The sequence below is a fragment of the Vibrio genomosp. F10 str. ZF-129 genome, from assembly GCF_000287055.2.
Classification (GTDB): Bacteria; Pseudomonadota; Gammaproteobacteria; order Enterobacterales; family Vibrionaceae; genus Vibrio.
Genome location: NZ_AJYQ02000030.1, coordinates 1 through 24,557 on the forward strand (window position 1 = coordinate 1; position 24,557 = coordinate 24,557).

The window sequence follows — 24,557 nt, forward strand, 5'->3', positions numbered from 1 at the left end:
CCCTCTATTTGTTGAACATGAGACTATCATCACCTCTGCTGGAGTAGCAGCTTCACTCGATTGCTGTCTGCACATAGTGCGCCGTTTGTGTAGTAGTGAGCTTGCGAATGATCTCGCTCGTAAGATGGTGACTGCACCATCTCGTAATGGTGGGCAGCAACAATACATACCAGCACCAGTCAACATAAAACCCCTCACAGAGACAAGTATTAACCTTGTGATTGAGCAGGTTGAGCAGAGTCTCATTCACTAGATGAACTCGCTGAGCGCTGTGCGATGAGTAAACGTACCTTTACACGCCAGTTTAAATCCACCTATGGTTGTACATTTGGTGAATGGCTGCAAAATCGACGTTTGGTGTTTAGCCAACGTCTATTAGAAACCACGAAACTATCGATACCTCAAGTTGCAGAGCAAGCGGGTTTTGGCTCTGACAGTGTATTTAGAAAGCACTTTAAATCTGCTTTTCATGTATCGCCGGTTCAGTGGCGCACGACTTTCAAGCAATAGAATTCATTTCATTGAGGGCATTTTTGCGTTACATGCTACCGCCAGCATACCTTTGGACATAATGTGCTAGGCCTATTGAACTAAAACATTTCTATCGGATTAGGAAAAGTATTCTTCATACTCTCCTTCAAACTTTTCCATCGACATTTTTTTTACATTGCTGCTGCGATACTGGCCATCAACCAATACCAATAAACTAACTATTAGGCCTATTGTTGATGACAAGTTTAAAAATTCTGCCTTCTCGTCGAATTCCAATGAGTATGACTACCCTCATTGTATTGTGTGCTGTGTATTTTGGTACGGTGATGAATTATCCCGTTCTCAAAACAATTTTTCATCTCAGTGCTGATGTTTCCAACCCATTTTTTGCGTACACTGCGCCTATACTGCTCACTTGCGCATTCATCATCATTTTTTCACTTTTTGCATGGCCTTATTTCTTTAAGCCATTCATGTTTTTCGTCGTACTCACGTCAGCGGCAGCCTTGTACGCCGAAATAAATTTCCAAACACTGTTTGATTCCACGATGATGGAGAGTGTTTTCGAAACCAATTCATCCGAAATCTCTTTTTACTTCAACATTACTACGGTGCTCTATTTGTTAGGTTTTGGTTTTCTACCTTGTGTTTTTTTAGCATTTGTTCGCATCACTCCTCATCGCACATGGATGAAAGCCGTCATTTCACGAGTGAGTCTTGTTTTCGTTGCCATTGTAGGAATCGGCCTCATTGCAGAGACTTGTTACAAAGACTATGCATCTGTCGGTCGTAACAACCACTATTTAAATAAAATGATTATTCCGGCACACATTTATAATGGCGCAAAATATTTAAAGAAAACGTATTTAGAAACTAAACTGGAATATCAAACTATTGGTGCCGATGCTCAAATGGCGGCAGCACCTAATGGTAAACCAACTCTTATGGTTATCGTTTTAGGAGAAACCGCCCGTGCTATGAACTTCGCTTACAATGGCTACGAACGTGACACGAATCCTTACACGAAAAATATGGGCTTAATCGCATTTCAGGATGTGTCTTCATGTGGTACTTATACCGCACTCTCTGTGCCGTGCATGTTCTCCAATATGACTAGAGGTTCCTATGATAAACCTCGTGCAGCAGCACAAGATAATGCTCTGGATGTCCTTCAACACGCTGGCGTCGACATATTGTGGATAGATAACGATGGTGGTGATAAAGGCGTAGCTAAGAATCTGACATACAACACTATTAACTCTTCATTAAAAAATGAGGACTGTAACGGTTCAACGTGTTTTGATGTCGCGATGCTAAAAGATGCCAAAACTTTTATCGACAATGGCTCTCACAACAAATTACTCGTATTACATACGATTGGCAGCCATGGTCCGACATACTGGCAACGATATCCGGATGCTCAAGCGCCATTCCAACCTGCTTGTAACAGAAGTGATATAGAAAACTGCGATGACAAACAGATTGTGAACGTATACGACAATACTCTGGTTTACACCGACTATGTGCTGGCACAGGTTATCGAAGAATTGAAAAGCGTTTCAAGTGACTACAATGTCATGATGACATACATTTCAGATCATGGTGAATCGTTAGGTGAGAGCGGCCTTTATCTTCATGGCACTCCATATCCAATTGCACCAAAAGAGCAGACTCATGTTCCTTGGTTAATGTGGATGCCAGATCAATACGCTGAGCAAAAAGGCATTAACAAGAAGTGTCTGGAGGCGAAAGCACAAAACAGTAGCCTATCACACGACAACTTATTTCATAGCTTACTGGGTTTATATGGCGTTGATACGAAAGCCCACGATTCAGAATTGGATATAACGCAAAGCTGTCAGTCTATCTCTTAGCAATCATTCAAGAGTGTTTATAAAATGCAACAAGAAGTAATCATAAAACGAACGGGTATTCATCGTATCTTTTATACCTTCATTCATAGTTTTAATGGGTTTAAGTGGATCTGTAAAAATGAGACCGCTTTTCAACAAGAGCTGATGTTATTCATACCACTAACGGTATTCGCATTCTGGCTGAATTTACCAATAGTTCACACCCTAATGGTAATGCTGAGTATGGTGTTTGTTTTATTTGCGGAAATGGTCAACACCGCAATCGAGGCAGTCGTAGATAGAGTAAGTTTGGACTATCACGAGTTATCTGGCGTGGCTAAAAACATTGGCTCTGCTATCGTTCTCCTTAGCATGGTCTGCTCGCTTACAGTTTGGGGGACAGTATTGTATCTACGGTGAAAAAGTCCTCTGTCTAAATACTGGTATTCGAACCGTCATTTTATTAGAAATAACAGCGCCGGATTAATTTATTCGGCGCTGTTGTTTGACATCACCTATCATCGTACCCCATTGTTCATTTCTGCTAGCCATGTTTTGTTACACAGAAGCGGGTCAAGTTATTGTATAGTTCGAGATAACAGACATACCTCTAATCTGGCGGTATTGATGGCTGGCTTGTATAGCGCTCAAATTGATGTGATATAAAAAATAAGATAAGTAATGTAAGCGTGAAGATGAAAAAAATATTATTGGTTGAAGACAATCGGGAAATTGTCGGCATTTTATTTGATTACTTCGAGAGTGAAGGAATGGTTATCGATTATGCAGACAATGGCGAGCTAGGGTTAAAACTGGCTTTGGAAAACACCTTTGACGTGATTATTCTCGACCTAATGCTTCCTCGTATGAGTGGTTTGACTGTCTGTGAAAAACTCAGAGAAGCTGGAAACGTCACTCCTATCCTTATGCTTACTGCACTTGATAGCCGGGAAGATATGCTAAGTGGATTTAAGTATGGTGCCGATGAGTATGTAACGAAGCCTTTTGACCTCGAAATACTTGAAGCTCGTCTGCTTGCGCTGATAAAACGTTATCGAAGAAATGTTACGGATACTTGGCTTGAATTTGGTAGCTTGCACATAGATCAAAAAACACATCAGGCGTATCGTGATGGAATCCGATTAACTTTAAACCCAACCACTTACGCCATCTTAGAACTGCTTTGTCAACGTGCCCCTGACGTGGTGGCAAGAGACGAAGTTATTAATATGCTTTGGCAAGACAATGAACCGGATACGGACATATTACGTAGCCACATCTACAACCTTCGTAACCAGTTAGATAAGCCATTCTCGTCTCCTATGCTAGTTACCGTGCCCAAGATAGGCTTTCGTCTGGAGAATCTATAATGCGCAAAACCAGTTTATCCAGCGCTCGAACGCTAACCAGTCAGTTAGCCATATTTTTTACGTCAGTCGCACTCATTATGGGCTTGGCGAGCTATATCATCTTCTATGCGGCCTTACACTGGTCAGAAGATAAGGTAGGAGAGCGACGAATTGAAATCGACAAGAATGAAGCTATACAGCGCTTTATGAATGGAGAAAATGGTGAAATTGCCATTGATGTTTTAACTCACGCGTATGATGACATCAACTTAATTCCAACTAGCTATCATCATTATTTAAAAGATAAGGATGAATTCGTAGGTGAAGTAGGTATCGGAACCGAGTCACGAATGCTCTACTTAGGCCATTATCTGAAAGATGGATCTAAGAAGCCAGTCATTTTGCTGTCTGATATTAATCAGATAGAGTTCGGTCCATACGAAACCGTGTTTGCTAGCGTAATCGTCATTACCAGTATTGCCGGACTGCTTGTTATTTTTGGTACATTATTATCTCGTTTGTCTCAACATCTCATTGCGCCCCTGAATGATTTAACCAATCAATTGACCGAACAAAGTGGCAACTCTGCCCATGTATTTGATATTCCAGCGGGGGGAGCACAGGAATTCCGAATATTAGCAAACCAGCTCAATACCGATCGACGAGAAATTCATAGTCTAATAAAGCGTGAACAAGCCTTTGCCCGCTATGCCAGTCATGAGCTAAGAACGCCGTTAACTATTGTAAAAGGAGCAAGCAAACTCTTAGAGCGCGATAGTTCAACTGAATTCCAAAAGCGTCAGATTTTACGAATTAATGAAGCGACCACCCAAATGAGCACGATGGTAGACGCCCTATTAGGGCTGGTGCGATATGAACGTAGTCAAGATGACGCTGTAACCAGAGAAGTCAGCCAATCGGAATTTCAAACAATCATTAACAACAATAGCCCTCAAGCCAATGACAAAAATCTTGAAATCGAACTACTTTTTCATAGTTCTCCCAAATTAAAAGCTGCACCAGCAGTACTTAATATGGTAGTGGGGAATTTAATTAGAAATGCCATCGCGGCATCAGAAGAGGGTAAAGTCACACTTAACGTCTCTTCTGAATCAATAACAGTAGAGGACAACGGACCTGGTCTTAATAACTCTACGAATGACGAAGGGCATGGTTTAGGTTTAATGATAGTGGAAGCTCTCTGCCATCGATATGGCTGGGAGTTTTCGATAAAAAATAGAAAATCTATAGGGTGTATAGCTACAATTGCCGTAAAGACAACCTAACTAAATGTGCAATTAAGAACGGGTAAGTATGAGATATAAAATACAAAACAAAAAGCCATTTAGCCCCGATGTTTACGCCTTAATAGATTACTAGAACTAACTCTGCCAGTAGACTACTTGCTGTTACAAATATCTTTTCTAACAAACTTTGGGGCAAAAGTTTGCTACAACAAAAGACAGACTACGACAAAAAGCATCGAAAAGTTTCTAACTTTATTGTTACTTCTTGCTTTGAGTTGGCCTATTGAGTGAAATTGAGTTTTGATCTTTATTGTCAAATCTTTGCTATAGCGTCACGTAGCAATCAGCCCTGCGTAACAGAAAAGTTTCAATCTTTGTTGTTCACCGACACCAATATCAGCGATAAGTGCAAGTCTATCTTGTGAAATTTGTTTGTGCTTACGTATTACCCTCAGTTGTTTACCAAAAGCTGCAGCTAAGTCTTTCATTTGTCTTCACCTAAAGACTATTCTAAGTTGCCGCATACATATCCACGGACTATTATCCTCATTTAAGTGTTATTCATCGCGGTGCCGATCCAAAATGATTACCTTACCTGCTTCTCTTAAAAAAATTTAGTCATAACTCCGCTGATTTTTTGGATTATCTATTTGCTAATTTTGAAAACGAAATACATCAATAATTTGCTGCCTAAAGTCACCAACGATATCAAAATAGTGGTTGTGAGTTTCAGCGTATTGATTCGTTGGACTTGTTATTTCTTTCTTTTCTTGGGGAGCTTGTGATGTATCCCATCCTCCCATATCAAGTGATTCTACTGGGCGAGTGTCGCTTGATGATTTTGGCTCACGCTTGTCTGTAACTGTCGATATGCAACTAGGCACAAAACCACGCAATACGACATTGTGTTCAGGGATCTCTTCATCGATTCGGTGTCCATATTTCATCAAGTTGGGTTCGGCTAAAATGTATAACCACGCCTCTTGGTTTTGTCCTTCGTTCACTCTCAGTATTCGACCTAATACCTGCCTGAAATAAAGCTCTGTTTTTACTTTGCTTAGGTGGCAACAGACTTGAAGCCTTGGAATGTCTGTACCTTCGCTGATCATTCCCACGCTAACGATCCAATCAATATCATTGCTTCTGAAATCATTAATAATGCCAGATGGGTCATCATGCTTATAAGTAACGACAACCGCTTTCTTGTTAAACTCATTGGAAAGAATCGCGTTTATTCTCATCGCATGTTCAATCGATGACGCCACAACTAATCCAGCTGCATTCGGCTTCTGTTCTTGAATAGCTTCTAGTTTTGCTATGCCCAATTTAAGCAGGTACCTCATGCAGGTATCATCGGTGATGATGCTTTGATAACGAGCAAAAGGTTCATCGAGGTACTTACTAATCGATGAGAAATGGCGCGATTCGAATTCTCTAGAGGTTGCAGTGATCTGGTCGTTATCCACCAAAACTATATTGGGTAAGCGACACACTCCATCTTTAACAGCTTGACTTAACCCATAAACATAATCGCATTCAATCTCTGTATTGACGTTGTTATAGCGCGATAGGCTAATAGGGGCTTTATCTGAACGCCATGGCGTACCGGTTAATGAAAGAGTGTATCGAGCATGAGATTGAATATGTTCAATGATCACTTTACCCCACGCATTCGCTTCCACAATGTTTAGCCCTGCGCAGTGGTGAATCTCGTCAAATACCGCCAGTACACGGTGGTTGCGTAGTAGTGTCCAAAAAGACTCATCAAGGAATGGCAAACTCTGATAGGTATACGAAGCACCTAGAGCACCGATCACGCCATCAAAGCGGCAATGAAGGCGAGACTGAAAGGTGCGCTCTAATCCTTGTGATATGGCGATGGAGGGTGAAAAACAGAGCACAAAATCAATATTCTCTTCTTCAAAGAGTCGGGATGCGACTTCTGCAGCCATGATAGATTTTCCAGCCCCTGGCGTAGCAAGGCAAAGAAAGTGTTGTTGATCTTGTTGGTAGCGGTTTAAAGCTAACTCTACGCACTCAGATTGCCATTGACGCAAAAGTGTCATGACAAACTTAGTGCCATTTTGATAGCTCGTATTTCACCGACCAGCTTTGAGCTCTGCATTTTAGTTTTACGCCTTACATCATGAAGGCTCTCTTTTAGATGGGGGAACTCTGAACTAAGGCCCTGGTAGGTTTCAAACTCATGTAAGCATGCCAAGAAGTCACTTTCACACTGTTCGAGCCTTTCTTGAAGTATGGTTTTAGGAAACGCTCGCTTGTTTTCACAAGATATATCGCTCCCGCTTAGACTAATAGTTTGATCATCCCCAGTGATCTCCCATGATGTTTGGGAAAATCGAACGGTCTTTTGGTACGTGGTTTTCTGGCATCCATCAATGGCTACTTTATTGAGTAGCTGTTTATTCACTAGGCGTAAGATGTGTCGGTATACAAAACGTCTTGCTGTTACTTTATCGATCTGAGATTCAGAAAGTGCCATGAAACGGTCTCTAAGTTCTAACACTGAAAAATCATCAAGTTGCTCTTCAACGAGTATTTGATAAAGCGGCTGAATTAAGGTGATTGGCTTGCTTGACATTTAGTTGACCAGAATTTCGAGTTAGATTTTAAATGCGGATTATAGTCCGTGGCTTTATATACCGCAACTAAGGATAGTTTTCGTTTTTACTTGGACTGAAAATGAAAGACTTAGCGGCTGAATTTGGAATGAAATTACGTAAAGTGCGCAAAGAAAAAGGCATATCTCAAGATAAGCTCGCACTGATTGCCGACATCGACAGAAGCTATGTTGGCCGTGTTGAACGTGGAGAAGTGAACATCACGCTAGAAAAAGTCTACGGTTTAGCGCAAGCTTTAGAATGCAATGTAGCAGAGTTACTGCCTGCTGCTTAGCTGCTCGAAATGTTCGGTCTGAATAGTAACTGATTTATCTAGATAACGTTACAGTTGGCATTTTCTCAATCGAAAATGCCCCGAAGTTTGTTACGACTCACATATGAACGCGGCAAGTTTGAGGGGAGCTCAGTTAGCCTTTCAACCACCCAGAAACGACAAGAGCCACTAGAAGTGGCTCTATTACGCGCTACCTGCGATCAATACTCAATGAGCGGAAGAGAACAGGGCTATCGAATGTCCTCGGTGGGCTGCTTTGCAATTACGCCAAGTTCAAATTGATGCTATTACTTCTGGCCAGACAGTAAATAGCAGCTCAATGAAAAAGCAGAGATACCCGAGGCTCTCAGGAATAGTTTACAGCCGTGAACCAAATGGAACAAGCTTACTTTTGCCCCATTCCTGCTTAGAACATAAAATCATTCATATACTGTTAATCGGATTTTCCCTACAAAAAGTAATTTGAACGGTCGGGTCTATCGTTCTATAACGAGTGCCAGTGAGAAGAATAACGCTCACTGGCGCTTTTGGTAGTATTTTGTGAAGAACGCTAATTAATATGTACACATTGAGAACTTTTTCGTAGGTGTAGAGCACTTTTACGAACTAGTAGTCTTCTTTTGTCAGATGCCATCCCGATCTATATTTGCACTTATAGGCACGCAAGCTAATACCCTGTTCTTCGTAGATGATCTCCGCTCTAAGCTGAGCTTCTCGTTTAGAACGATAAGAATCCTTGTAAAGCCCGTCTCTACCAGTACAACGGTCGCATTTTTTAGTTGGCGTTAGTCTATTCCTTGGAGACAAGTGCCAAAGGCCACACTTGGTGCAATTGTATGGAGTTAAATCATTATCGTAATTCTCCTTGGAATACTCTGCTGCATTTTTAGCATCTTCTTCGGTGTAATATTCAGATAAGGGGTGACCGGACATTTTGCTAAAGCATGTTTCACTTTTCATTCAGACCTCCTTAAAGCTCTACAACATCGATATCAGCTTTACGATATCTTGAAGCAAAGGTTCTAGGATTAAACTCTATTTGAGTTAGAGCATTCTCTACACCACATAGATTAATGCTCTCGCTGAATGTATATCCTACTTTGTTGGCGAAATTTTGGTAAAAACGACCTTGTGGGTCAATCATCAAGTATGACTCTGTCATCGTAGAGTTAGATTCTGAAAAGATAGGTAACCCCAGCCCACTGTGCCTTTCGACGAAGCTGTCAAACTGCCTTTTAGAGATGAGTAGTTCATCGTTACCATTTGGCATTACATGCAAAATTTTCCATTTGTAGGGCTTCAGTTCCATCATAAGCTCAGAGAAATCTTCGTCTAAATTAACGCTATTCACGACCGTATTAACCTTTGTCTTGATACCTTTTTGAGACTGGGTAAGGTTCGCTAATGCCCGCTTCAGATCTTCAGTTCCGAAAGAGTTTCCTTTTCTGTCTTTTCTCCCAATTTTGTCCCGAGTGTCTAATCTTTGGCTGTCAAAGCTAATTCCGATCATATCTAGTGTATTTTCAGGCAAAGCTAATTTACTGTTAACTAAGTAATGCCCGTTAGTTATGATTGATGTCTTAAAGCCTTTTTGTTTTGCCAACTTCAAAGCAGTGATAAAAGTGTTTCCAAGCATCATTGGTTCACCACCCGCAAAATTAAGGCGAACTCTCTCGTAACCAAGCTCGTCTTTTAAGGTTGGAGTGCCTTTGATGAAATAGTCAGCAAGGTTATCTAATAACGTAGCAACTTTTTGACTGGAACGATGGAGTTCATTAGGGCGTCCCCATTTGGCGAAGCAGTATTTACAACCGTAATTACAGACTTCTGTCAGGTGCCAATTGATGACTAGTTCTTTTGTTTTGCCAGGTTGGATAGTTGTCATGGTTTTGTTCCTCATGTATACAAGAGGCTCAATTATGAAAACATCAGCTCTGTGGAAGAATGAAAAGCAAAGTCCCCCCCCCCCCTTAAACCCAAGAGAGGAGGTCGCTTTAAAGTCTGTTTTTGAAGCTGAAAAATAAAAGAAAATGGGTGTTCAGTGGCGACTTTTCCAACCTTCGAATCGGTACTTCTACAGATTGCCAAAGCGCTTGGTGCTAATCGCAAGATGACTTCAAAATCGAAATCCAAGTTTAAATATGTCGATATGTCTATGGACAATTTGTCCGAGACCTGGGAAAGCATCTTGAGTGAAATTGCTGATGCTCTTGGGCTTGATGACGGTGTCAAAGACGATTTGATTTCTAATATCTTTGCTGATTACCAGATGCACAAGGCCATTGAGCTTGATATCTATTCTTCGAGGGCGACACAAAGAAAAATCATTTGGCAATACTTGGCAAGAGTCCTTGTACCCGCTCTGGCAAGGCATACAGTATTTTGGCAAATAGAATCAAAAATGGATGAAGGCATGCCTGGTGGAAGATTCTGGTATCTTCCTGCTGTTGACTCGCCGGTTGAACCTACCCAACTCTATCTTCCTGTTCCGCAAGTCTTGGATTGGTTAATTGATTTAATTCAAGACTCTAACGTAACTATTGCCAGTAACCTTGAAGACGATTTACGTATTTATGATAGTTCCGGCACAGTACTAAAGAACCTATACAATTGGCAAAAAGCAAAGAGTACTCCTGAGATTTCAAGTATTAATAATACGTTTCCGGATGAAGTAAAAATTCAGTTCTTAGGTTGCTTTGAACCTGATAAAAAGTCCCCGAAATTCGAACAGGCACTGGCGTTTATTGAAAAAAAAGGATTGCAGCCAGGCGTTCTACAGCATGAAATTGCCATCAATGAAGCTGATTTAAAACGAATCATAAATACGGAATGCTCAGTAGAGGAAGAGCAAGATTTCGTGCAAAAGCTGAAGTTTCGCTACCAGGCTCCAAGTACTAAAACAATACGTCGCAGATTGCTCATGGCCAGAGCGATTCAAGAGGGATATGAGCAACTAGTTAAATTCCTAACGCCCACAATTGATAAGTTATGCATTGACTTAAATGAGAACAAGGCACTTCAACTAGTCCAGCTTTATAACGACGTTTATAATCGTACACTTGATGCTCATCTAGAGAAGCGACATATAGACGGTAAACTAAGAGAGTTTGCTGAGAATGAATATTTCACAGAAAACCTTTCCCCTTTCTTGCGTTACGATTTATTGCTTGCTTTTACTTCAGACAATGAACAACCGGCTCTGTTGGTCTCTGATCAACTCAATAGTATTTTTAGTCGTCATGGTGAAGAAGATAACCTCGACAATATTTTACCGACATCTGAAGACGATATTAAGTTGATGGTGAATGTTATAAGGGAACAGGGACAGCAATCAAATAATTACTTTATTCAATTACAAGCCTTAGTGGAGAAGTTAGCGCAAAACAAAGCCCCATATAAGCAACTGCAAAAAATGGATGATTTTGAAGTTGTATATGGAGCAATGGGCCACCATTATCCCATCCCCAAAATCTGTGAAATGATAATAGGAAGATTGAATGAACTAGAAACGACGCCTGAGCAATCGATGAAGCGTATATTGCTAGAGCTTGAATATCATTTGCTCATCAAATTGTTTGATTCAAAGACAGAAGGAAAAGTCAGTGTTCTGATTGAGGAAGCGAAAGGAAATGATGATTATGAGTGCTCAAAAGCACAAGTACTCCGGTTTGAAGCATTTCACTTTATTGCTCAGAATAAACTTTCTGACGCAGAGAAAAACCTCAATATAGCTATTGATGAATGCAAAAAATACAGCTTTGGCAAACTTCGTGGGGACTTGGCGAGAGATGCATTTGCACTCGCTATCGCAAATCAAAAGCTTATTCCAAACAACCATGAGAAGTACTTCAGGGATATGATTCACTGGGGGAATTTAGATGGCACAAACAAAATTGATATTTATAATGTTTCGCGAGAACTACATGAATATTTTTGGGAAAGCCTATATAAGTTCTACCCTGGTTATAAACCACTCTTTGCTACCTCTCGCAGTGATTTCGAAGCCTTCAGTCGTGACATACTGCCATGCATTGAAAACAATAATCCTATTGCCCAATTACTCAAAAAGCACAAAGATCTTAAAAAGAAGCAATTGAAATATCCGCAAGCAGATAGTGTCATCATGCTTATGATGAAGATGAGCTATGAAATGCTAGGTAAACTAAGGTATTACAGGCAGAGTATGCCGCCTGAAGTCGAGAGTGAGATACATAGCGTTCTTATCGGGATAATTAAGGCTGTCCGGGAAATTGTTCAAGAATGGCCAGATATTGTTAATGTTTCTGATTTCAAACAGCAAACACCTCTGATGCTTGCTGCTCACAACAAAGATTACGAAACTGTAGAAGTATTGCTAAAAGCAAATGCAGATACTGATCTGAGAGACTTTACTGGCAGAACGGCACTTCATTCATCTGCTGCAAGTCGATGTTTAAAGTCTGCTTCACTTTTATTGGAGTTTGGTTGTGACGGAAAGGTTGTAAACGTGGATGGTTCTACAGCATTACATACGGCAGTTCGTTTTGGGGAGGTTCCGATCGTAAAACTAATAATAGAAAAGCAACCTGATCTACTTGAAATTAGAGATTCGAACGGAATTTCTCCTAAAGAGTTAGCCAGCAGAATTGCTTCTGATTATGATTTGTACCAGTACCTAAATGGCTACTTTAAGTCAGAAGGTAGAACAGTTGTATCTCACAGTAAATATAAACAATTACTGGATATATTATAAGGTCAAAAACAGGCACTACGTTCACTACTAGAGCACTCCAAAAACTCAGGAAAGTATCAGGTGATCTGCCTCTTGTGATACTAAACTCTCGACTAAATGAGTGTCTCAATACTTTAGCTAATTCATTTTTTGCTAAATTAGAATAAACGCAACTCAGAAATGTCCAGATGCGTGCTGACGGGGCATGAAACATAAAAATGGCCCATTTCAAGCTGGAGTTTTGTTCATACATATCTTATTACATACATTTTTCATACTAAAAGTTATCCATTCTTATAATTCTGTTGGCGGTGAATTCTGAGATGTATCACGAGGGTAAATTCAACATACCAAAAAGGTTTATAAATACTAACAAACCAATTTTATATCCATATATTGAGTATTTACTATCTTATTGATTTAGTACAAGTATAATGAGGTCATCCCAATTATTGAGTAATCAATTGACGCATGACACTTCACCCGCTAGTTAACGAACAGAAGCAATTGATATTGCCACCTGAGTTGGCACGAATATTTGTCGAAAAGCTAAAGGCCATGGACAAATATGATGAGGCATCAGAATACATTCGAAGAGAAGATGGCGAAGGTCCGATTGGGGGAGATACCCTTAAGGCAACAGAAGAGCATTTCTGTACTCGTTTTTCAAACTCTTGCATTCGTCTTCAATATGTAATGATTGACCCTGATAAAAAATTTGTAGAAGCAGCAAGTCAATTTAGTACATCTTTCTTCAATGGAGACGTCTGCCTGGTAGATATCCCTTGTGGTACCGGAGCAGGTTCATTATCTTTGCTCCATACCCTATGCGACTTACGCGACGCAGAACTAGCGCCGACCACAAAGCTTAATGTACACATTTACGCAGCAGACTACTCAAACCACGTTTCAGATATTTTCTCGGATTTGATAAATGCCTCTCTATCTCGGTTTGCTGCATGTAATATACATGTGACGTATGAGATTAATCATTGGGATGCGTTCGATATAACATCTACTTCTAACCTTGTTGATAACGTCAAAGCTATAAAATGTGAAGAATATTTTATTTTAGTTTCTGCATTTAATGGTATCGGTCATGACAAATATCAAGAGATCAAACCATCATTAGACTTAATTCAAGGTTCATTTGCTAATCGGAACTTTACTTTGATACATATCGAGCCAAGCTCAAAGAAAGGTATGAAATTTTTGGATCTTATTGAGGGGGCAGTATCTACAATATTTAAAGGCAAGATATTTAGTAAAATCATGAATATCAAACCACGTTTTGAATGGGTCGACCCAGTTAATGGTCGCGTTGTACAAAGCTCTGTTTCTGTTCATTTAAATACGAGGAGTGAGTAATGAGCGTTGCAAAGAAAATTGCAGTTCGAGCAATCAACAATTATAAGTATGTCTCGCCAATTACCTGCCTCGGAATCAAATGTCTACTGAACCAATTCGATGATAAGAGCATTGATTCGATGCTACCAAAGCTCTTAGACAGAAAGCTAAAAGTCAGTCATTCGTTTGATAAACGCAAGTATCAAATATACAAGGATGGTCTGCAGGATAAAACATATCGTTCGATGTATGTCCCTTCACCTACTAATGCATTAATTGAATCGACTTTTTTATATCGGTTATCCGATAGTGATTACGACGTATCGAAATCAGTTTTTAGCTATCAGTTGCCAAGATCCGGGGCCAAATCTTTTAGTAGTTTTGAAAACTACTTCAAGATGTACACCAAAATGAATGATGGGATAACCACATTCATGAATGATAATAAAAATGAAGGCGTTTTGATCGTTGATATTAAGAAGTTTTATTCATCTATAGATGATGGTAAAGCTCTAAATGAATTTGACAGACGTCACGGAAAGCTAAATTTATTACGAGATGCCGTGGTTGCTGACGACGGTGGTTTGACTATTGGAATAAACTTTTCGCATATAGTAGCACAAGAGTATTTACGTGAATTCGATAACCTTATGGTTGCTCAATTTGGTCAAAGATACTTTAGGTATGTCGACGACATTTCAATACCTTGTGACCGAGATGAATTAGACACTATCGTCGCTTATATAAAGAATTACTTACCACAAGAGCTTAGCGTCAATATGGATAAGTTAGATTTTATCACGAGTGAGAATTGGTCAAATTTAGTTGAAAGTCAAAGTGATCAAAATAATCACATCAAGTTTTTTGAAATAGTTAACCTATTCATTTCAGGTAACTTAGACCGATTAGATGCTCTAGAGTCTCACTTACGCAATAAGAATATATTTCTGCCAATTAACCGAGTGCGAAGTGATGTAACGACTCATAGCTTTGATTATTTTTTGAAACATATAAGCAAAATAGATATTTTCAGGACAAACCCAAGACGTTGGACGTTCAAGCATTTCGACCAATTTTTATTGAAGCGTAAAGAGTACCACTTAAACAGCCTAAAGTGCGTGATTAAAGGTTTTGGCCATGACCTAGATTCCAAGAAAGTAAAAGCACGGATTTGTATTAGAAATATCAACTTTCATTTAAGCAGCTTGTACTATCTGCTAAATGATGAAGAGCTGTTAAAAGTTGCGAAAATATTACCAGAGCATGAAGGACTGTACCCAGCGCAGTGCATTATTTCTTGTTTAGTAGAGCATACGTTTGAGAGTTTAGTTAAGCTTAGTGCAAAGCATGTGAGTCTCTTGGCAGAGCTTTGGATATCTCGCGGCAAAGTCCCTTGCCAGTTTACTTGCTCAATCGAGGATTCAGACTTTATAGAAAACATTACTTACTTAAAGTTAATGAATGTTATTACTTTTAATTTAGAAGAAGCCAAGTCGTGTCTTGAGAAAGAGTCTTCAGATTTTCTTTCTGCAGTCTTTGATAAAGAAACTAGAATAGAGGCGCCATCTGATTACAACGAAGAATTGCAGAGCTTATTGATTAAATACACTGAGCAAGAATTGAAAGCACTAATACTTAAACCCCTAGATGTTGCTTTAGAAGCCAATTATTCTCTAGAAAGTTATTCTTTGTATTAGACAAAAATTGTCGAGTACTGATTCTCCAAATAAAGAAGCCGAAATCAATGAGTTTGGCTTCTTTATCCTTGATATGATCAACAAAGAAGGATCGGTTAATCCACCAAACAAGGTACCTCTTTATTATAATCAAAGACACCTTCTGCAATAGCCATTGTACGGTGAATTTGCCCACCTATTTACAGAGGAGCAAAGTACACCCACAGCCATCTGCAACTCTTGACGTTATCCGAAGACAATTATTAGGACTGAATCTCTAAGTAAGTTTTGTCCAGGTGCTACTCAGCAACGTTCATCGCTAGTTTGTGATCACCAAGGGATTCTATCGTACTTTAATTACCAAGCGAAAATAACAAGAACTGCTTTTGGTAACAAAACTCGCCATCGAGAAACTCTCCTACTTCACAGGACATAACTGATTAACCAGAACCATCGAATATCTATTGTTGACCAATAACACTATAAATTTTTAGAAATCTTGTATTCAATATATTGGTTTCAACCAATATTGATTAGAATAATGCTCCTTTTTTAGAAATGCATAAACTCATTACAAACAACCAGTTGGATTTTTTCTAAATTCTAAGAATAAGGGTATGCATGTTGCTGTATAGCACCGAGTATATCGTCTGCTATTCCTGGTATGCCAAAGGGGAAGCCAGCGGGAGAACGCTGCGTTCAGCTCAATGAAGACAACCTCTGTAAATTATTTGGCAAGCCGGAACGTCCAAAGGTGTGTCATTTGTTTAAGCCTTGCCCGGACATTTGTGGCACGACAAACCATCATGCCATCACATTACTGAACGAGCTTGAACGACTCACTTAAACTTTTTTCTGTTTTGCTTCAAAAGCAGCCAACTGCTCTGGGGTGGCTTTCGGCTGATGGTTTTGTTTCCACTCATCATAAGTCATGCCGTAGACACGCTCGCGAGCATCATCGATATCGAGATCCAAGCCGCTTTGCTCCGCTTCTGCTTTATACCATTTACTAAAACAGTTGCGGCAAAAGCCTGCCAAAACCATAAGGTCGATGTTTTGAACGTCTTTATTGTCATCTAGATGAGAAAGCAAACGACGAAATACCGCCGCATCCAATTTGTCTTGATCTTGTTGAGATAGATTTTTGTATTTAAATTCAGCCACTTTTGATTCCTTCTTATTATGTGCTTTCTGATTATGATCTTTTGAATTAGAAACTCAAATAAAAAAGCGCTCAGACTTGAGATCTGAGCGCTTTGACATGACTAAATTGAGTAACCATCTTTAAGGTGAGTATTAACCTTGAATACCGACGATCAACCAAGGCGAATTCGGTTGCGTCAAATCACGCTCTAAATGCCAAATATCTTCGATGTCTTCTTCAACGCCTTCTACTGTGTCACGGTATCGGCCGCTAAACTGCAGACTCAACTGTGCTTTTGTTGCGTCACAGTCGGCGCGAACGATTTCAGCATCAACGTACATAACATCGGTATGTTGATCACCTTCTGCTTTAGCACGCTCTGCTTTGAGATCTTCAAACAAACTTGGAGAAACATATTCTTCAATGGTGTCGAGTTGGTTGTGGTTCCAAGCGCCTTGCAAAATGCGGTAGTGTTCACGAGAACCGTTGACAAACCCCGCTTGGTCAAAAGACGGCGGAAAGTTAAATGGAACATCATTTTGCGCGCCAAAACCAAAGCCACCTGTTGAGCTATTCGTTGCGGTATGCGATGCAGTTGTGTTTGGCTGTTGTTCAAAATTATGAACATTTGGCTGTTCAAACTTTTGGCCTGCTCCACCGTACGCCGGCTGTTGACGAGCCTGATTCATACTGCCTTGTTTGGCTCCAAGCATGCCGCGTAGAAAACGAAAAGCGAGAAATGCGATAAGCCCCATAATGAGGATGTCCATGAACTGGATACCTTCAAAAGCACCACCAAAGAATGCTGCAAGTAGACCGCCCGCTAAAAGACCACCCATTAGGCCGCCCATCAAACCACTTTTACGGCTGTTTTTTTGAGCTGCGCCCTGATCTCGGGTAACGTTACTGGTATTCGTTGTCTGCTGTTTTGGAGCCGGTGCGGTTTTAAAGCTCTTTCCGAAAGATTTACCACCACCAAATCTTTTCGCCTCTGCAAGCGGAGCTACAGCAACTGACACCATGATGAGTGCTATCAGTGAAAAAATCTTTTTCATGCTTTTCCTTAATGTAATAATTATAGAAGCACGTTAATCATAACCATTTAGTGAATTTATTAAAACAATCAACTCAATTTGTATGTATCAGAATATTGCAAAAACACACAGACTTAGTTGACGCTGTCCTATTGCTTCCCTAAAATATTGAACGTTGTTCATAATTGTAAATGTATCATGGCCCGTAGAAACGATCATACCCGCGAAGAGCTTATCACCCTGACTCTTGAAACTGTTAAAGACTTTTTAACGGACAAGCCCCATCACGATCTCAGCTTACGTAAGATAGCGAATTTGATTGGCTATGTTCCTAGTACCTTGGTTAATGTCTTTGGTAATTATAATTTACTATTGCTTCATGTCGTGGCGCAAACTTTAGACGAATTAAGCTCTGAAGCACGAACAGTGGTGGAAAAAAGCCGCGATACGCAAACTGCTCTTTATGAATTGGCTTATTGTTATCATGATTTTGCCCAACAGAATCCCTATCGCTGGCAACTCATTTTTGCTCATAACATGAATGGTGAAGCATTGCCTCAATGGCAATCGGAACGTATCGATAATATGACTGGTATGCTTGAAAGCTTGCTGGGTATTATGGCGCCTCAAAGAACTGAGAACGAGATCCTGCAAGCGAGCCGAGTATTGTGGTCTGGGGTACATGGTATTACACTTTTAAGTGTTGATGATAAGTTCTTTGCTTCCGCTCCTATAGACGGCAAAGAGCTGATTGAAAATTTACTGTCTAACTACCTATCTAATTGGTGACAATAAGGACCTGCAATGCCAGAGCATCCTCAATCTTCGTTACTAACTAAAAAGCGATTTTTACCTTATTTTGTCACTCAATTTTTTGGCGCTTTTAACGACAATGTATTCAAAAACACGCTATTACTGCTTGTTGCTTTTGCAGCAGTAGGCAGCCTACCGTTTTCAAGTAACTTATTTATTAACTTAGCTGCTGGGCTATTTATTCTTCCCTTTTTTCTTTTTTCCTCGACGGCGGGTGTATTAGCGGATAAGTACGAGAAATCACAACTCATTCGCATTACAAAGCTATTTGAAATTGGAATCATGTGTTTAGGTGCGGTTGGATTTATCACCGAGAGTTACTTTATTCTATTGGTTCTCTTGTTCTTGATGGGGACGCAATCGGCATTTTTTGGCCCGGTAAAATATGCATTGCTACCACAGCATTTAAAATCTGATGAGCTTGTGTCTGGTAACGCTTTAGTTGAAACAGGAACGTTTCTCGCTATTTTATTGGGCACACTCGCCGCTGGTGTAATTGCATCGACAGACCATGCGAAATACATTGCTGCATTGTGTGTCATTGCCTCAGCGATCATAGGCTACCTCTCAAGCCGAAAAATTCCAGAAGCACCGGCTAGCGCACCTGAGTTGGAATTTAAATGGCAGCCCATCAAACAAACAAGAACAACATTAGCCATTGCCAAATCTGATCGCGTCATTTTCCAATCCATCATGGCGATCAGTTGGTTCTGGTTTTTGGGTGCCACCTACCTCACTCAATTTCCTAATTTCACTAAGCTGCACCTCAATGGTCAAGAAAGTGCGGTCTCCTTACTTTTGGCGCTTTTTTCAGTTGGCATCGCCTTAGGGTCGTTAGCTTGTGACAAGCTGTCCAATCATCGAATTGAAGTTGGTATTGTTCCGCTGGGCAGCCTAGGTATTAGCCTGTTTGGTTATTTAATGGTAGCGGCTATTCCTGAAGTATTACCTGAATTTACGAGTTTTATTGATTTCATAGGCTACAAGCCACTATGGCCGGTGTTTACTTACCTGCTTCTACTCGGAGCATCGGGGGGAGTGTTTATTGTCCCTTTGTACGCTTTATTGCAATTACGAGCCCAGCCTAAGCAAAGAGCACAAGTCATCGCCGCTCTGAATATTTACAATTCCCTATTAATGGTTGGCAGTGCGATATTGGGCATCGTATTCCTGAGTGTTCTTGAATTTAGCATACCTCAGCTATTTGGCTTACTCGCGGTGTTAAACCTGTTAGTTGCGGTTTACCTGTGTATTCAAGTCCCCGTTTTTGTCGTGAGATTTTTGGTTTGGATCTTAACGCACACCATGTATCGTGTTAAACACACCAATGTTCAGCATCTTCCCAAGCAAGGCGGCGCACTCATCGTGTGTAACCATGTCAGCTATATGGATGCCCTTCTTTTGAGTGCGGTATGCCCTCGCCTTATTCATTTTGTTATGGAAGAGGACTATGCAAATTTCCGTCCCATTAAAGGTTTTTTAAAACGAGCCGGTGTTATTCCAATTTCAGCCAACCGTAAAAGTTCTCTTAGACAAGCGTTTCAAGAAGTCGAAAAATCATTAAGTGAAGGTCATATCGTGTGTATATTTCCTGAAGGTCGCTTAACATCAGACGGCGAAGTAGGAGAGTTTATGCGTGGCATGGACATCATATTGAAGCGAAGCCCAGTTCCAGTTATTCCAGTGGCACTTAAAGGCCTATGGGGCAGCTACTTTAGCCGATTTAAAGGGCGCGCTTGCAAAGGGTTGCCTCGCCGATGTTGGTCTAAAATAGAAATTGAAATCGGGGAGCCTGTTGCATCGAGTTCCGCGACAACCCAACTTATGCGAGAAAAGGTGTCGCAACTTCGTGGTGAGTTTAAGTAATCATCAAACCAAAACGCTGGTAGAACTGCAGCCCGCCTTTTTGCCAGCTTTTATACCAGCGTTCAATTTATCTTAACGTTTGTTCAAATCATTAAGACTCGTTGATCCTATTTTTCTTATACACTACACACTCTGTTTTCAAATGACCGATTAATATGAATCAAATAAAACACCAAGTCCCATTTTGGCTAGCAGGCGCCTTTTGTTTAACGCCTTATGTTTCTTCTCCGACTGCTTTGATTATCGGTTTTTTCCTCGCCAGCTTTGGGCTTATTCCTAGCCATTTATCGATAGGGAAATTGACCAAAAAACTATTGGCCATTTCAATTGTAGGCTTAGGATTCGGTATCCAATTTGAAGAAGCGCTAGCAGTCACTAGTCATGGTATTGGTATTATCATGACGACCATCATAGGGACGCTTGTCATTGGGTGGTTTATCGCGAAAATGATCAGATTAGATAAAGTCACAGGGTACTTGATTGCGGCTGGAACCGCTATTTGTGGCGGAAGTGCCATAGCTGCGGTTTCGCCAGCCATTAAAGCCGATGATGAAAAGACGGGGTTAGCGCTGGCGACAATTTTCGTTCTTAATTCGATCGCGTTGTTTATCTTCCCTGTCATCGGCCACGCGCTAGGCTTAGATCAACACACTTTCGGTACCTGGGCTGCTATTGCTATTCATGACACTTCGTCGGTTGTCGGAGCCGCTTCTGCCTACGGAGAAGAGGCGCTGACAACTGCAACCACCCTCAAACTGGCGAGAGCTCTTTGGATCGTGCCTGTGGCGTTGATAAGTGCGTTGATTTTTAGCAATGAATCTAAAAAAATCACCATCCCTTATTTCATTGTGTTCTACTGCGTAGCGATTTTTGTCAGCGACTTATTGCCACAGTTTGAAGATATCTATCAGGGGATATTTGCTTTAGCAAAGCAAACTTTGGTGCTGTGTCTTTTCTTAATTGGGTGTGGTATTTCAGTGGAGAAGCTCAAAGCTGCTGGGCCAAAACCTCTACTCTATGGCATTGCACTGTGGGCATTAATATCCACAACGTCACTTGCATGGTTAATGCTAACGTAAGGATGAAGGGCTTTAAACGGTGTTTGAACATCATGCTTTTAACATACTGTTTAAACATCGTGCTTTAAAACCTGAGGTAACAACAACAGTTGGATGACAGTAAGATTCAAAGCTCTTCTGCTTCTATTTTCACTTTAGATAATGTCACTTTGTCGCTTTTCTTACGCTTTACATTAATAACAAGCCCAACCACACAAAGAAAGGCCGACAATTCCGCCAATGATCGGACTAACCCTTGTGTGTTTATCGCAACCGCAACCAATATAACCACGGCACTCAATAAAACAGCTTTCATCCTTCTACCTATATGCACTTTCAATCCATTAATACGTTCTATTATGAGTTGTCGCTATATAGAGAAGAAATGATGTTTTGGACTAGGTAATACCAAAATTAACTAAGTTCAGAACTTGCTAGTTCAAATATCCTTCAATCCAGTTGATGAAGGTGCGTATTTTGGGTCGGTTTTCACTGCCTAAAGGGCACAGCAAATCATAACCTAAGTGTGTATTCATACTAGGGTATGGTGTAACAAACTCGCCCGAATCAATCCTATCTTTGACAAAATGATAGCGGCCCATAGCAACACCAAGGTGACTTCTTGCCGCTTCAATCGTCATAATTCGCTGACTGACGCTGTAAAACCGTTCAAAGACATCAATATCTAGATGATTCTCGTTTATCCATCGCTGCCACGCGTTTGAGTCAGACGCATGAATAAAGTTGATTCGTTTTAGAGACTCTAATCCATCTTCATAAATATGATGCTGCTTAGCATACTCAGGGGTACATACTGGAATATACATTTCACCAAATAGCCGCTGTTTATGCACGTTCGGGGAGTCATCGGCAGCAAAATAGATAGCAACATCAGCATGAGTACTATGGAATTCTTGCTGCTGCTCATGAGCAAATATATTTAAGTTAAATTTAGGGTATTTTGCTTTAAAGTCACCCAAACGAGGAATTAACCAGCCATTGGCAAACGCATTCGATGTAGCGATGCTAATCTCACCAATCATGTCAGTCGTATTAATATCATTAATCTCAGAAAAAATACTGTGCAGAGACTTAGACAGCGTTGTATGAAATCGCTTACCTTCTTCGGTCAGCTCTAACTTACGTGTCCCCCTAATAAAAAGCTGAAAGCCCAACTCCCCTTCCAGTACTTTTATTCTATGGCTTACAGCACCTTGTGTAAGGTGTAATTCTACGGCTGCCAGAGTAAAGCTCAGCGTTTTAGCTGCGATGTTAAATGTATGCAGATTTCTTAATAATAATTGTTGATTTGCCATTATGCCCCCAGGATATCATCCACATATAGATTAAATTTTTTAATTCATAGTACTCTTAATTTAGTTTGTTCGCATCACTAAATAAGCTTCTAATACTCTTCGATTTAAGCACATAAACTAGAGAGGACTCTTAGTCCGCTCACCACATAATTATTAGTTTCAAACAAAATTTAGGGGTATACATGAATATTCTTGGGTATATGCAAAAAGTAGGTAAAGCGCTGATGGTGCCAGTTGCTACCTTACCAGCTGCAGCCATTCTTATGGGGATCGGCTACTGGCTTGATCCTGTGGGTTGGGGGTCAGAAAGCATTCTAGCCGCGTTCTTAATCAAATCGGGGGCGGCCATCATCGATAACATGGCTGTACTCTTCGCTGTTGGTGTCTCATTTGGATTAAGCCGAGACAAAAATGGTTCAGCGGCGCTTTCGGGCTTCGTTTGCTTCCTAGTCGTAACCACCCTTCTTGATCCTGGCTCTGTAGCGCAGCTGATGGGTGCTGACATAAGTGAGGTTCCTGCGGCATTTGGCAAGATTAATAACCAATTTATCGGTATTATCATCGGTATTCTTTCTGCAGAAATCTATAACCGATATTCAACCGTAGAATTGCCTCAGGCTCTCGCATTTTTCAGTGGTAAGCGCTTAGTACCAATCCTGACTTCTATTGCAGGTATGCTCCTTTCTTTTGCTCTTTTGCACATCTGGCCTTTTATTTACGATGCATTAATTCTATTTGGCATCAAACTGGAAAGTATGGGGGCGATTGGCGCAGGCCTATTTGGCTTCTTTAACCGTTTATTCTTATCTGTTGGTATGCACCATGCACTGTATCCTGTGTTTTGGTTCGATGTCGTCGGTATTAACGATATTCCAAACTTCCTTGGCGGCGCACAATCTATTGCAAATGGAACCGCGGTTATTGGTAAAACAGGTATGTATCAAGCTGGATTCTTCCCTGTCATGATGTTCGGCCTCCCTGCTGCTGCTCTCGCTATGTACCACTGTGCAGACGCGAAAAACAAAAGCCAGGTATTCGCAATTATGGTTGCTGCGGCTATGGCGTCATTCTTTACGGGTATCACAGAGCCACTAGAATTTAGCTTTATGTTTTTAGCTCCAGCACTCTATCTAGTTCACGCCATTTTGACCGGCCTTTCTTTATACATTGCAGCGAGTATGGAATGGATGGCAGGTTTTGGGTTCTCAGCTGGATTTGTCGACTTTGTCCTATCAAGCCAAAACCCACTTGCGAACAAATGGTACATGTTGATCCTTCAAGGTCTTGTGTTCTTTGGGCTTTACTACAGCATTTTTAGATTTGCTATCATCAAGTTCAACTTGCCTACTCCTGGACGTGGAGAGCAGATGGAAGATGAACAATCTACGTCAAATGCCGAAGGCTTAAGTGAGCTCACACAAGATTACATCGAAGCTATCGGTGGTGCTGAAAATATTCTAGAGGTAGATAACTGCATTACACGTCTGCGTTTGACCGTAAAAGATTCATCACTTGCTGATTCTGACAAACTAAAGAAGCTTGGCGCTGCTGGTGTAGTGAAAATCGGAAAAGGCGGCCTACAGGTTATCATTGGACTGGGAAAAGTGGATAAAGTTGCCGAGCAAATGAAAGTCGCTTTAGCGAACTAACTTTCTCAAGTATAGCGAAACATATGTGATGGCTTCACCTCCATCACATTCCCCCTGAAGTGCAGAAGCGGCTAGTCATCGGATTT

Annotated in this window: 22 protein-coding genes and 1 pseudogene; 14 read left to right on the forward strand and 9 right to left on the reverse strand. The window is 40.7% G+C overall.

Annotated features, from left to right (window positions below; all coding sequences use genetic code 11):
• From A1QO_RS20725 to A1QO_RS04480, 5 genes and pseudogenes are all read left to right on the forward strand, one after another.
• A pseudogene (locus A1QO_RS20725) lies at window positions 1–510 on the forward strand (GlxA family transcriptional regulator); the annotation flags it as partial.
• Window positions 511–773: 263 nt separating this feature from the next.
• Complete coding sequence (locus A1QO_RS04465; protein ID WP_017041016.1) at window positions 774–2,366, forward strand: phosphoethanolamine transferase; 1,593 nt, start codon at window positions 774–776, stop codon at window positions 2,364–2,366.
• Window positions 2,367–2,390: 24 nt separating this feature from the next.
• Complete coding sequence (locus tag A1QO_RS04470) at window positions 2,391–2,765, forward strand: diacylglycerol kinase (protein ID WP_017027856.1); 375 nt, start codon at window positions 2,391–2,393, stop codon at window positions 2,763–2,765.
• Between the two features lie 275 nt (window positions 2,766–3,040).
• Window positions 3,041–3,715, forward strand: coding sequence for a response regulator transcription factor (locus A1QO_RS04475; protein ID WP_017041017.1), 675 nt, complete (start codon window positions 3,041–3,043; stop codon window positions 3,713–3,715).
• Window positions 3,715–4,980 carry a sensor histidine kinase gene (locus A1QO_RS04480; protein ID WP_017041018.1) on the forward strand — a complete coding sequence of 422 codons (1,266 nt, stop codon included), beginning with the start codon at window positions 3,715–3,717 and terminating at the stop codon, window positions 4,978–4,980. The genes A1QO_RS04475 and A1QO_RS04480 overlap by 1 nt, the downstream gene beginning before the upstream one ends.
• 293 nt (window positions 4,981–5,273) lie before the next feature.
• Here A1QO_RS04480 and A1QO_RS20750 read toward each other — a convergent pair whose 3' ends face one another.
• From A1QO_RS20750 to A1QO_RS04490, 3 genes are all read right to left on the reverse strand, one after another.
• Window positions 5,274–5,429 carry a hypothetical protein gene (locus A1QO_RS20750; protein WP_017041019.1) on the reverse strand — a complete coding sequence of 52 codons (156 nt, stop codon included), beginning with the start codon at window positions 5,427–5,429 and terminating at the stop codon, window positions 5,274–5,276.
• Between the two features lie 165 nt (window positions 5,430–5,594).
• Window positions 5,595–7,007 carry a DEAD/DEAH box helicase gene (locus tag A1QO_RS04485; RefSeq protein ID WP_017041020.1) on the reverse strand — a complete coding sequence of 471 codons (1,413 nt, stop codon included), beginning with the start codon at window positions 7,005–7,007 and terminating at the stop codon, window positions 5,595–5,597.
• Window positions 7,004–7,543 (reverse strand): hypothetical protein, encoded by a 540-nt coding sequence (locus tag A1QO_RS04490; protein ID WP_017041021.1) that lies wholly within the window; start codon window positions 7,541–7,543, stop codon window positions 7,004–7,006. Before A1QO_RS04490 ends, A1QO_RS04485 begins: the two co-directional genes overlap by 4 nt.
• 101 nt (window positions 7,544–7,644) lie before the next feature.
• On the opposite strand from A1QO_RS04490, the gene A1QO_RS04495 reads away from it, so the two are divergent.
• Window positions 7,645–7,857: a helix-turn-helix domain-containing protein gene (locus tag A1QO_RS04495; protein ID WP_017041022.1), complete on the forward strand. Its 213-nt coding sequence runs from the start codon at window positions 7,645–7,647 to the stop codon at window positions 7,855–7,857.
• 606 nt (window positions 7,858–8,463) lie between these two features.
• Here the strand turns inward: A1QO_RS04495 and A1QO_RS04500 are convergent.
• Together A1QO_RS04500 and A1QO_RS04505 are read right to left on the reverse strand one after the other, a co-directional pair.
• Window positions 8,464–8,817, reverse strand: coding sequence for a hypothetical protein (locus A1QO_RS04500; protein ID WP_017041023.1), 354 nt, complete (start codon window positions 8,815–8,817; stop codon window positions 8,464–8,466).
• 10 nt (window positions 8,818–8,827) lie between these two features.
• Window positions 8,828–9,742 carry a viperin family antiviral radical SAM protein gene (locus tag A1QO_RS04505; RefSeq protein WP_017041024.1) on the reverse strand — a complete coding sequence of 305 codons (915 nt, stop codon included), beginning with the start codon at window positions 9,740–9,742 and terminating at the stop codon, window positions 8,828–8,830.
• 156 nt (window positions 9,743–9,898) lie between these two features.
• Here A1QO_RS04505 and A1QO_RS04510 point away from each other — a divergent pair, with 156 nt between their 5' ends.
• The 4 genes from A1QO_RS04510 to A1QO_RS20015 all read left to right on the forward strand — a co-directional run bounded on the left by A1QO_RS04510 (window position 9,899) and on the right by A1QO_RS20015 (window position 16,438).
• The gene (locus tag A1QO_RS04510) at window positions 9,899–12,589 is read left to right on the forward strand and encodes an ankyrin repeat domain-containing protein (protein WP_017041026.1); all 2,691 of its coding nucleotides are present in this window, start codon (window positions 9,899–9,901) and stop codon (window positions 12,587–12,589) included.
• A 537-nt stretch (window positions 12,590–13,126) separates the two neighbouring features.
• A complete protein-coding gene (locus A1QO_RS04515; protein WP_141707115.1) occupies window positions 13,127–13,936 on the forward strand; it encodes a hypothetical protein in 810 nt (269 codons plus the stop codon).
• The gene (locus A1QO_RS04520; RefSeq protein WP_017041028.1) at window positions 13,936–15,612 is read left to right on the forward strand and encodes an RNA-directed DNA polymerase; all 1,677 of its coding nucleotides are present in this window, start codon (window positions 13,936–13,938) and stop codon (window positions 15,610–15,612) included. The genes A1QO_RS04515 and A1QO_RS04520 overlap by 1 nt, the downstream gene beginning before the upstream one ends.
• Before the next feature lie 643 nt (window positions 15,613–16,255).
• Window positions 16,256–16,438 (forward strand): Fe-S-cluster oxidoreductase, encoded by a 183-nt coding sequence (locus tag A1QO_RS20015; protein WP_241790399.1) that lies wholly within the window; start codon window positions 16,256–16,258, stop codon window positions 16,436–16,438.
• Here the strand turns inward: A1QO_RS20015 and A1QO_RS04525 are convergent.
• Together A1QO_RS04525 and A1QO_RS04530 are read right to left on the reverse strand one after the other, a co-directional pair.
• Window positions 16,435–16,755 carry a DUF1244 domain-containing protein gene (locus tag A1QO_RS04525; protein WP_017036940.1) on the reverse strand — a complete coding sequence of 107 codons (321 nt, stop codon included), beginning with the start codon at window positions 16,753–16,755 and terminating at the stop codon, window positions 16,435–16,437. The two genes, A1QO_RS20015 and A1QO_RS04525, sit on opposite strands and share 4 nt — an antisense overlap.
• Window positions 16,756–16,887: 132 nt before the next feature.
• Complete coding sequence (locus A1QO_RS04530) at window positions 16,888–17,790, reverse strand: Tim44 domain-containing protein (protein ID WP_017034015.1); 903 nt, start codon at window positions 17,788–17,790, stop codon at window positions 16,888–16,890.
• A 177-nt stretch (window positions 17,791–17,967) separates the two neighbouring features.
• On the opposite strand from A1QO_RS04530, the gene A1QO_RS04535 reads away from it, so the two are divergent.
• The 3 genes from A1QO_RS04535 to A1QO_RS04545 all read left to right on the forward strand — a co-directional run bounded on the left by A1QO_RS04535 (window position 17,968) and on the right by A1QO_RS04545 (window position 21,527).
• Window positions 17,968–18,558, forward strand: a complete 591-nt coding sequence (locus tag A1QO_RS04535; RefSeq protein WP_017040533.1) for a TetR/AcrR family transcriptional regulator — start codon at window positions 17,968–17,970, stop codon at window positions 18,556–18,558.
• 15 nt (window positions 18,559–18,573) lie between these two features.
• A complete protein-coding gene (locus tag A1QO_RS04540; protein ID WP_017036943.1) occupies window positions 18,574–20,448 on the forward strand; it encodes an MFS transporter in 1,875 nt (624 codons plus the stop codon).
• 155 nt (window positions 20,449–20,603) lie between these two features.
• Window positions 20,604–21,527, forward strand: coding sequence for a YeiH family protein (locus A1QO_RS04545; protein ID WP_017041029.1), 924 nt, complete (start codon window positions 20,604–20,606; stop codon window positions 21,525–21,527).
• Window positions 21,528–21,633: 106 nt separating this feature from the next.
• Here A1QO_RS04545 and A1QO_RS04550 read toward each other — a convergent pair whose 3' ends face one another.
• On the reverse strand, window positions 21,634–21,822 hold the full coding sequence (locus tag A1QO_RS04550) for a hypothetical protein (protein WP_017040632.1): 189 nt from the start codon (window positions 21,820–21,822) through the stop codon (window positions 21,634–21,636).
• A 118-nt stretch (window positions 21,823–21,940) separates the two neighbouring features.
• Window positions 21,941–22,822 carry a LysR substrate-binding domain-containing protein gene (locus tag A1QO_RS04555; RefSeq protein ID WP_017034020.1) on the reverse strand — a complete coding sequence of 294 codons (882 nt, stop codon included), beginning with the start codon at window positions 22,820–22,822 and terminating at the stop codon, window positions 21,941–21,943.
• A 182-nt stretch (window positions 22,823–23,004) separates the two neighbouring features.
• Here A1QO_RS04555 and nagE point away from each other — a divergent pair, with 182 nt between their 5' ends.
• A complete protein-coding gene (gene nagE / locus A1QO_RS04560; protein WP_017034021.1) occupies window positions 23,005–24,471 on the forward strand; it encodes an N-acetylglucosamine-specific PTS transporter subunit IIBC in 1,467 nt (488 codons plus the stop codon).
• Window positions 24,472–24,557: the final 86 nt, after the last annotated feature.

What these genes read in the sequence shown, in the direction of transcription:
- A1QO_RS04465 (WP_017041016.1), top strand. Translation starts at nt 774, where the DNA reads ATGACTACCCTCATTGTATTGTGTGCTGTGTATTTTGGTACGGTGATG.
- A1QO_RS04470 (WP_017027856.1), top strand. Translation starts at nt 2,391, where the DNA reads ATGCAACAAGAAGTAATCATAAAACGAACGGGTATTCATCGTATCTTT.
- A1QO_RS04475 (WP_017041017.1), top strand. Translation starts at nt 3,041, where the DNA reads ATGAAAAAAATATTATTGGTTGAAGACAATCGGGAAATTGTCGGCATT.
- A1QO_RS04480 (WP_017041018.1), top strand. Translation starts at nt 3,715, where the DNA reads ATGCGCAAAACCAGTTTATCCAGCGCTCGAACGCTAACCAGTCAGTTA.
- A1QO_RS20750 (WP_017041019.1), bottom strand. Translation starts at nt 5,429, where the DNA reads ATGAAAGACTTAGCTGCAGCTTTTGGTAAACAACTGAGGGTAATACGT.
- A1QO_RS04485 (WP_017041020.1), bottom strand. Translation starts at nt 7,007, where the DNA reads ATGACACTTTTGCGTCAATGGCAATCTGAGTGCGTAGAGTTAGCTTTA.
- A1QO_RS04490 (WP_017041021.1), bottom strand. Translation starts at nt 7,543, where the DNA reads ATGTCAAGCAAGCCAATCACCTTAATTCAGCCGCTTTATCAAATACTC.
- A1QO_RS04495 (WP_017041022.1), top strand. Translation starts at nt 7,645, where the DNA reads ATGAAAGACTTAGCGGCTGAATTTGGAATGAAATTACGTAAAGTGCGC.
- A1QO_RS04500 (WP_017041023.1), bottom strand. Translation starts at nt 8,817, where the DNA reads ATGAAAAGTGAAACATGCTTTAGCAAAATGTCCGGTCACCCCTTATCT.
- A1QO_RS04505 (WP_017041024.1), bottom strand. Translation starts at nt 9,742, where the DNA reads ATGACAACTATCCAACCTGGCAAAACAAAAGAACTAGTCATCAATTGG.
- A1QO_RS04515 (WP_141707115.1), top strand. Translation starts at nt 13,127, where the DNA reads ATGGACAAATATGATGAGGCATCAGAATACATTCGAAGAGAAGATGGC.
- A1QO_RS04520 (WP_017041028.1), top strand. Translation starts at nt 13,936, where the DNA reads ATGAGCGTTGCAAAGAAAATTGCAGTTCGAGCAATCAACAATTATAAG.
- A1QO_RS20015 (WP_241790399.1), top strand. Translation starts at nt 16,256, where the DNA reads ATGCCAAAGGGGAAGCCAGCGGGAGAACGCTGCGTTCAGCTCAATGAA.
- A1QO_RS04530 (WP_017034015.1), bottom strand. Translation starts at nt 17,790, where the DNA reads ATGAAAAAGATTTTTTCACTGATAGCACTCATCATGGTGTCAGTTGCT.
- A1QO_RS04535 (WP_017040533.1), top strand. Translation starts at nt 17,968, where the DNA reads ATGGCCCGTAGAAACGATCATACCCGCGAAGAGCTTATCACCCTGACT.
- A1QO_RS04540 (WP_017036943.1), top strand. Translation starts at nt 18,574, where the DNA reads ATGCCAGAGCATCCTCAATCTTCGTTACTAACTAAAAAGCGATTTTTA.
- A1QO_RS04545 (WP_017041029.1), top strand. Translation starts at nt 20,604, where the DNA reads ATGAATCAAATAAAACACCAAGTCCCATTTTGGCTAGCAGGCGCCTTT.
- A1QO_RS04550 (WP_017040632.1), bottom strand. Translation starts at nt 21,822, where the DNA reads ATGAAAGCTGTTTTATTGAGTGCCGTGGTTATATTGGTTGCGGTTGCG.
- A1QO_RS04555 (WP_017034020.1), bottom strand. Translation starts at nt 22,822, where the DNA reads ATGGCAAATCAACAATTATTATTAAGAAATCTGCATACATTTAACATC.
- nagE (WP_017034021.1), top strand. Translation starts at nt 23,005, where the DNA reads ATGAATATTCTTGGGTATATGCAAAAAGTAGGTAAAGCGCTGATGGTG.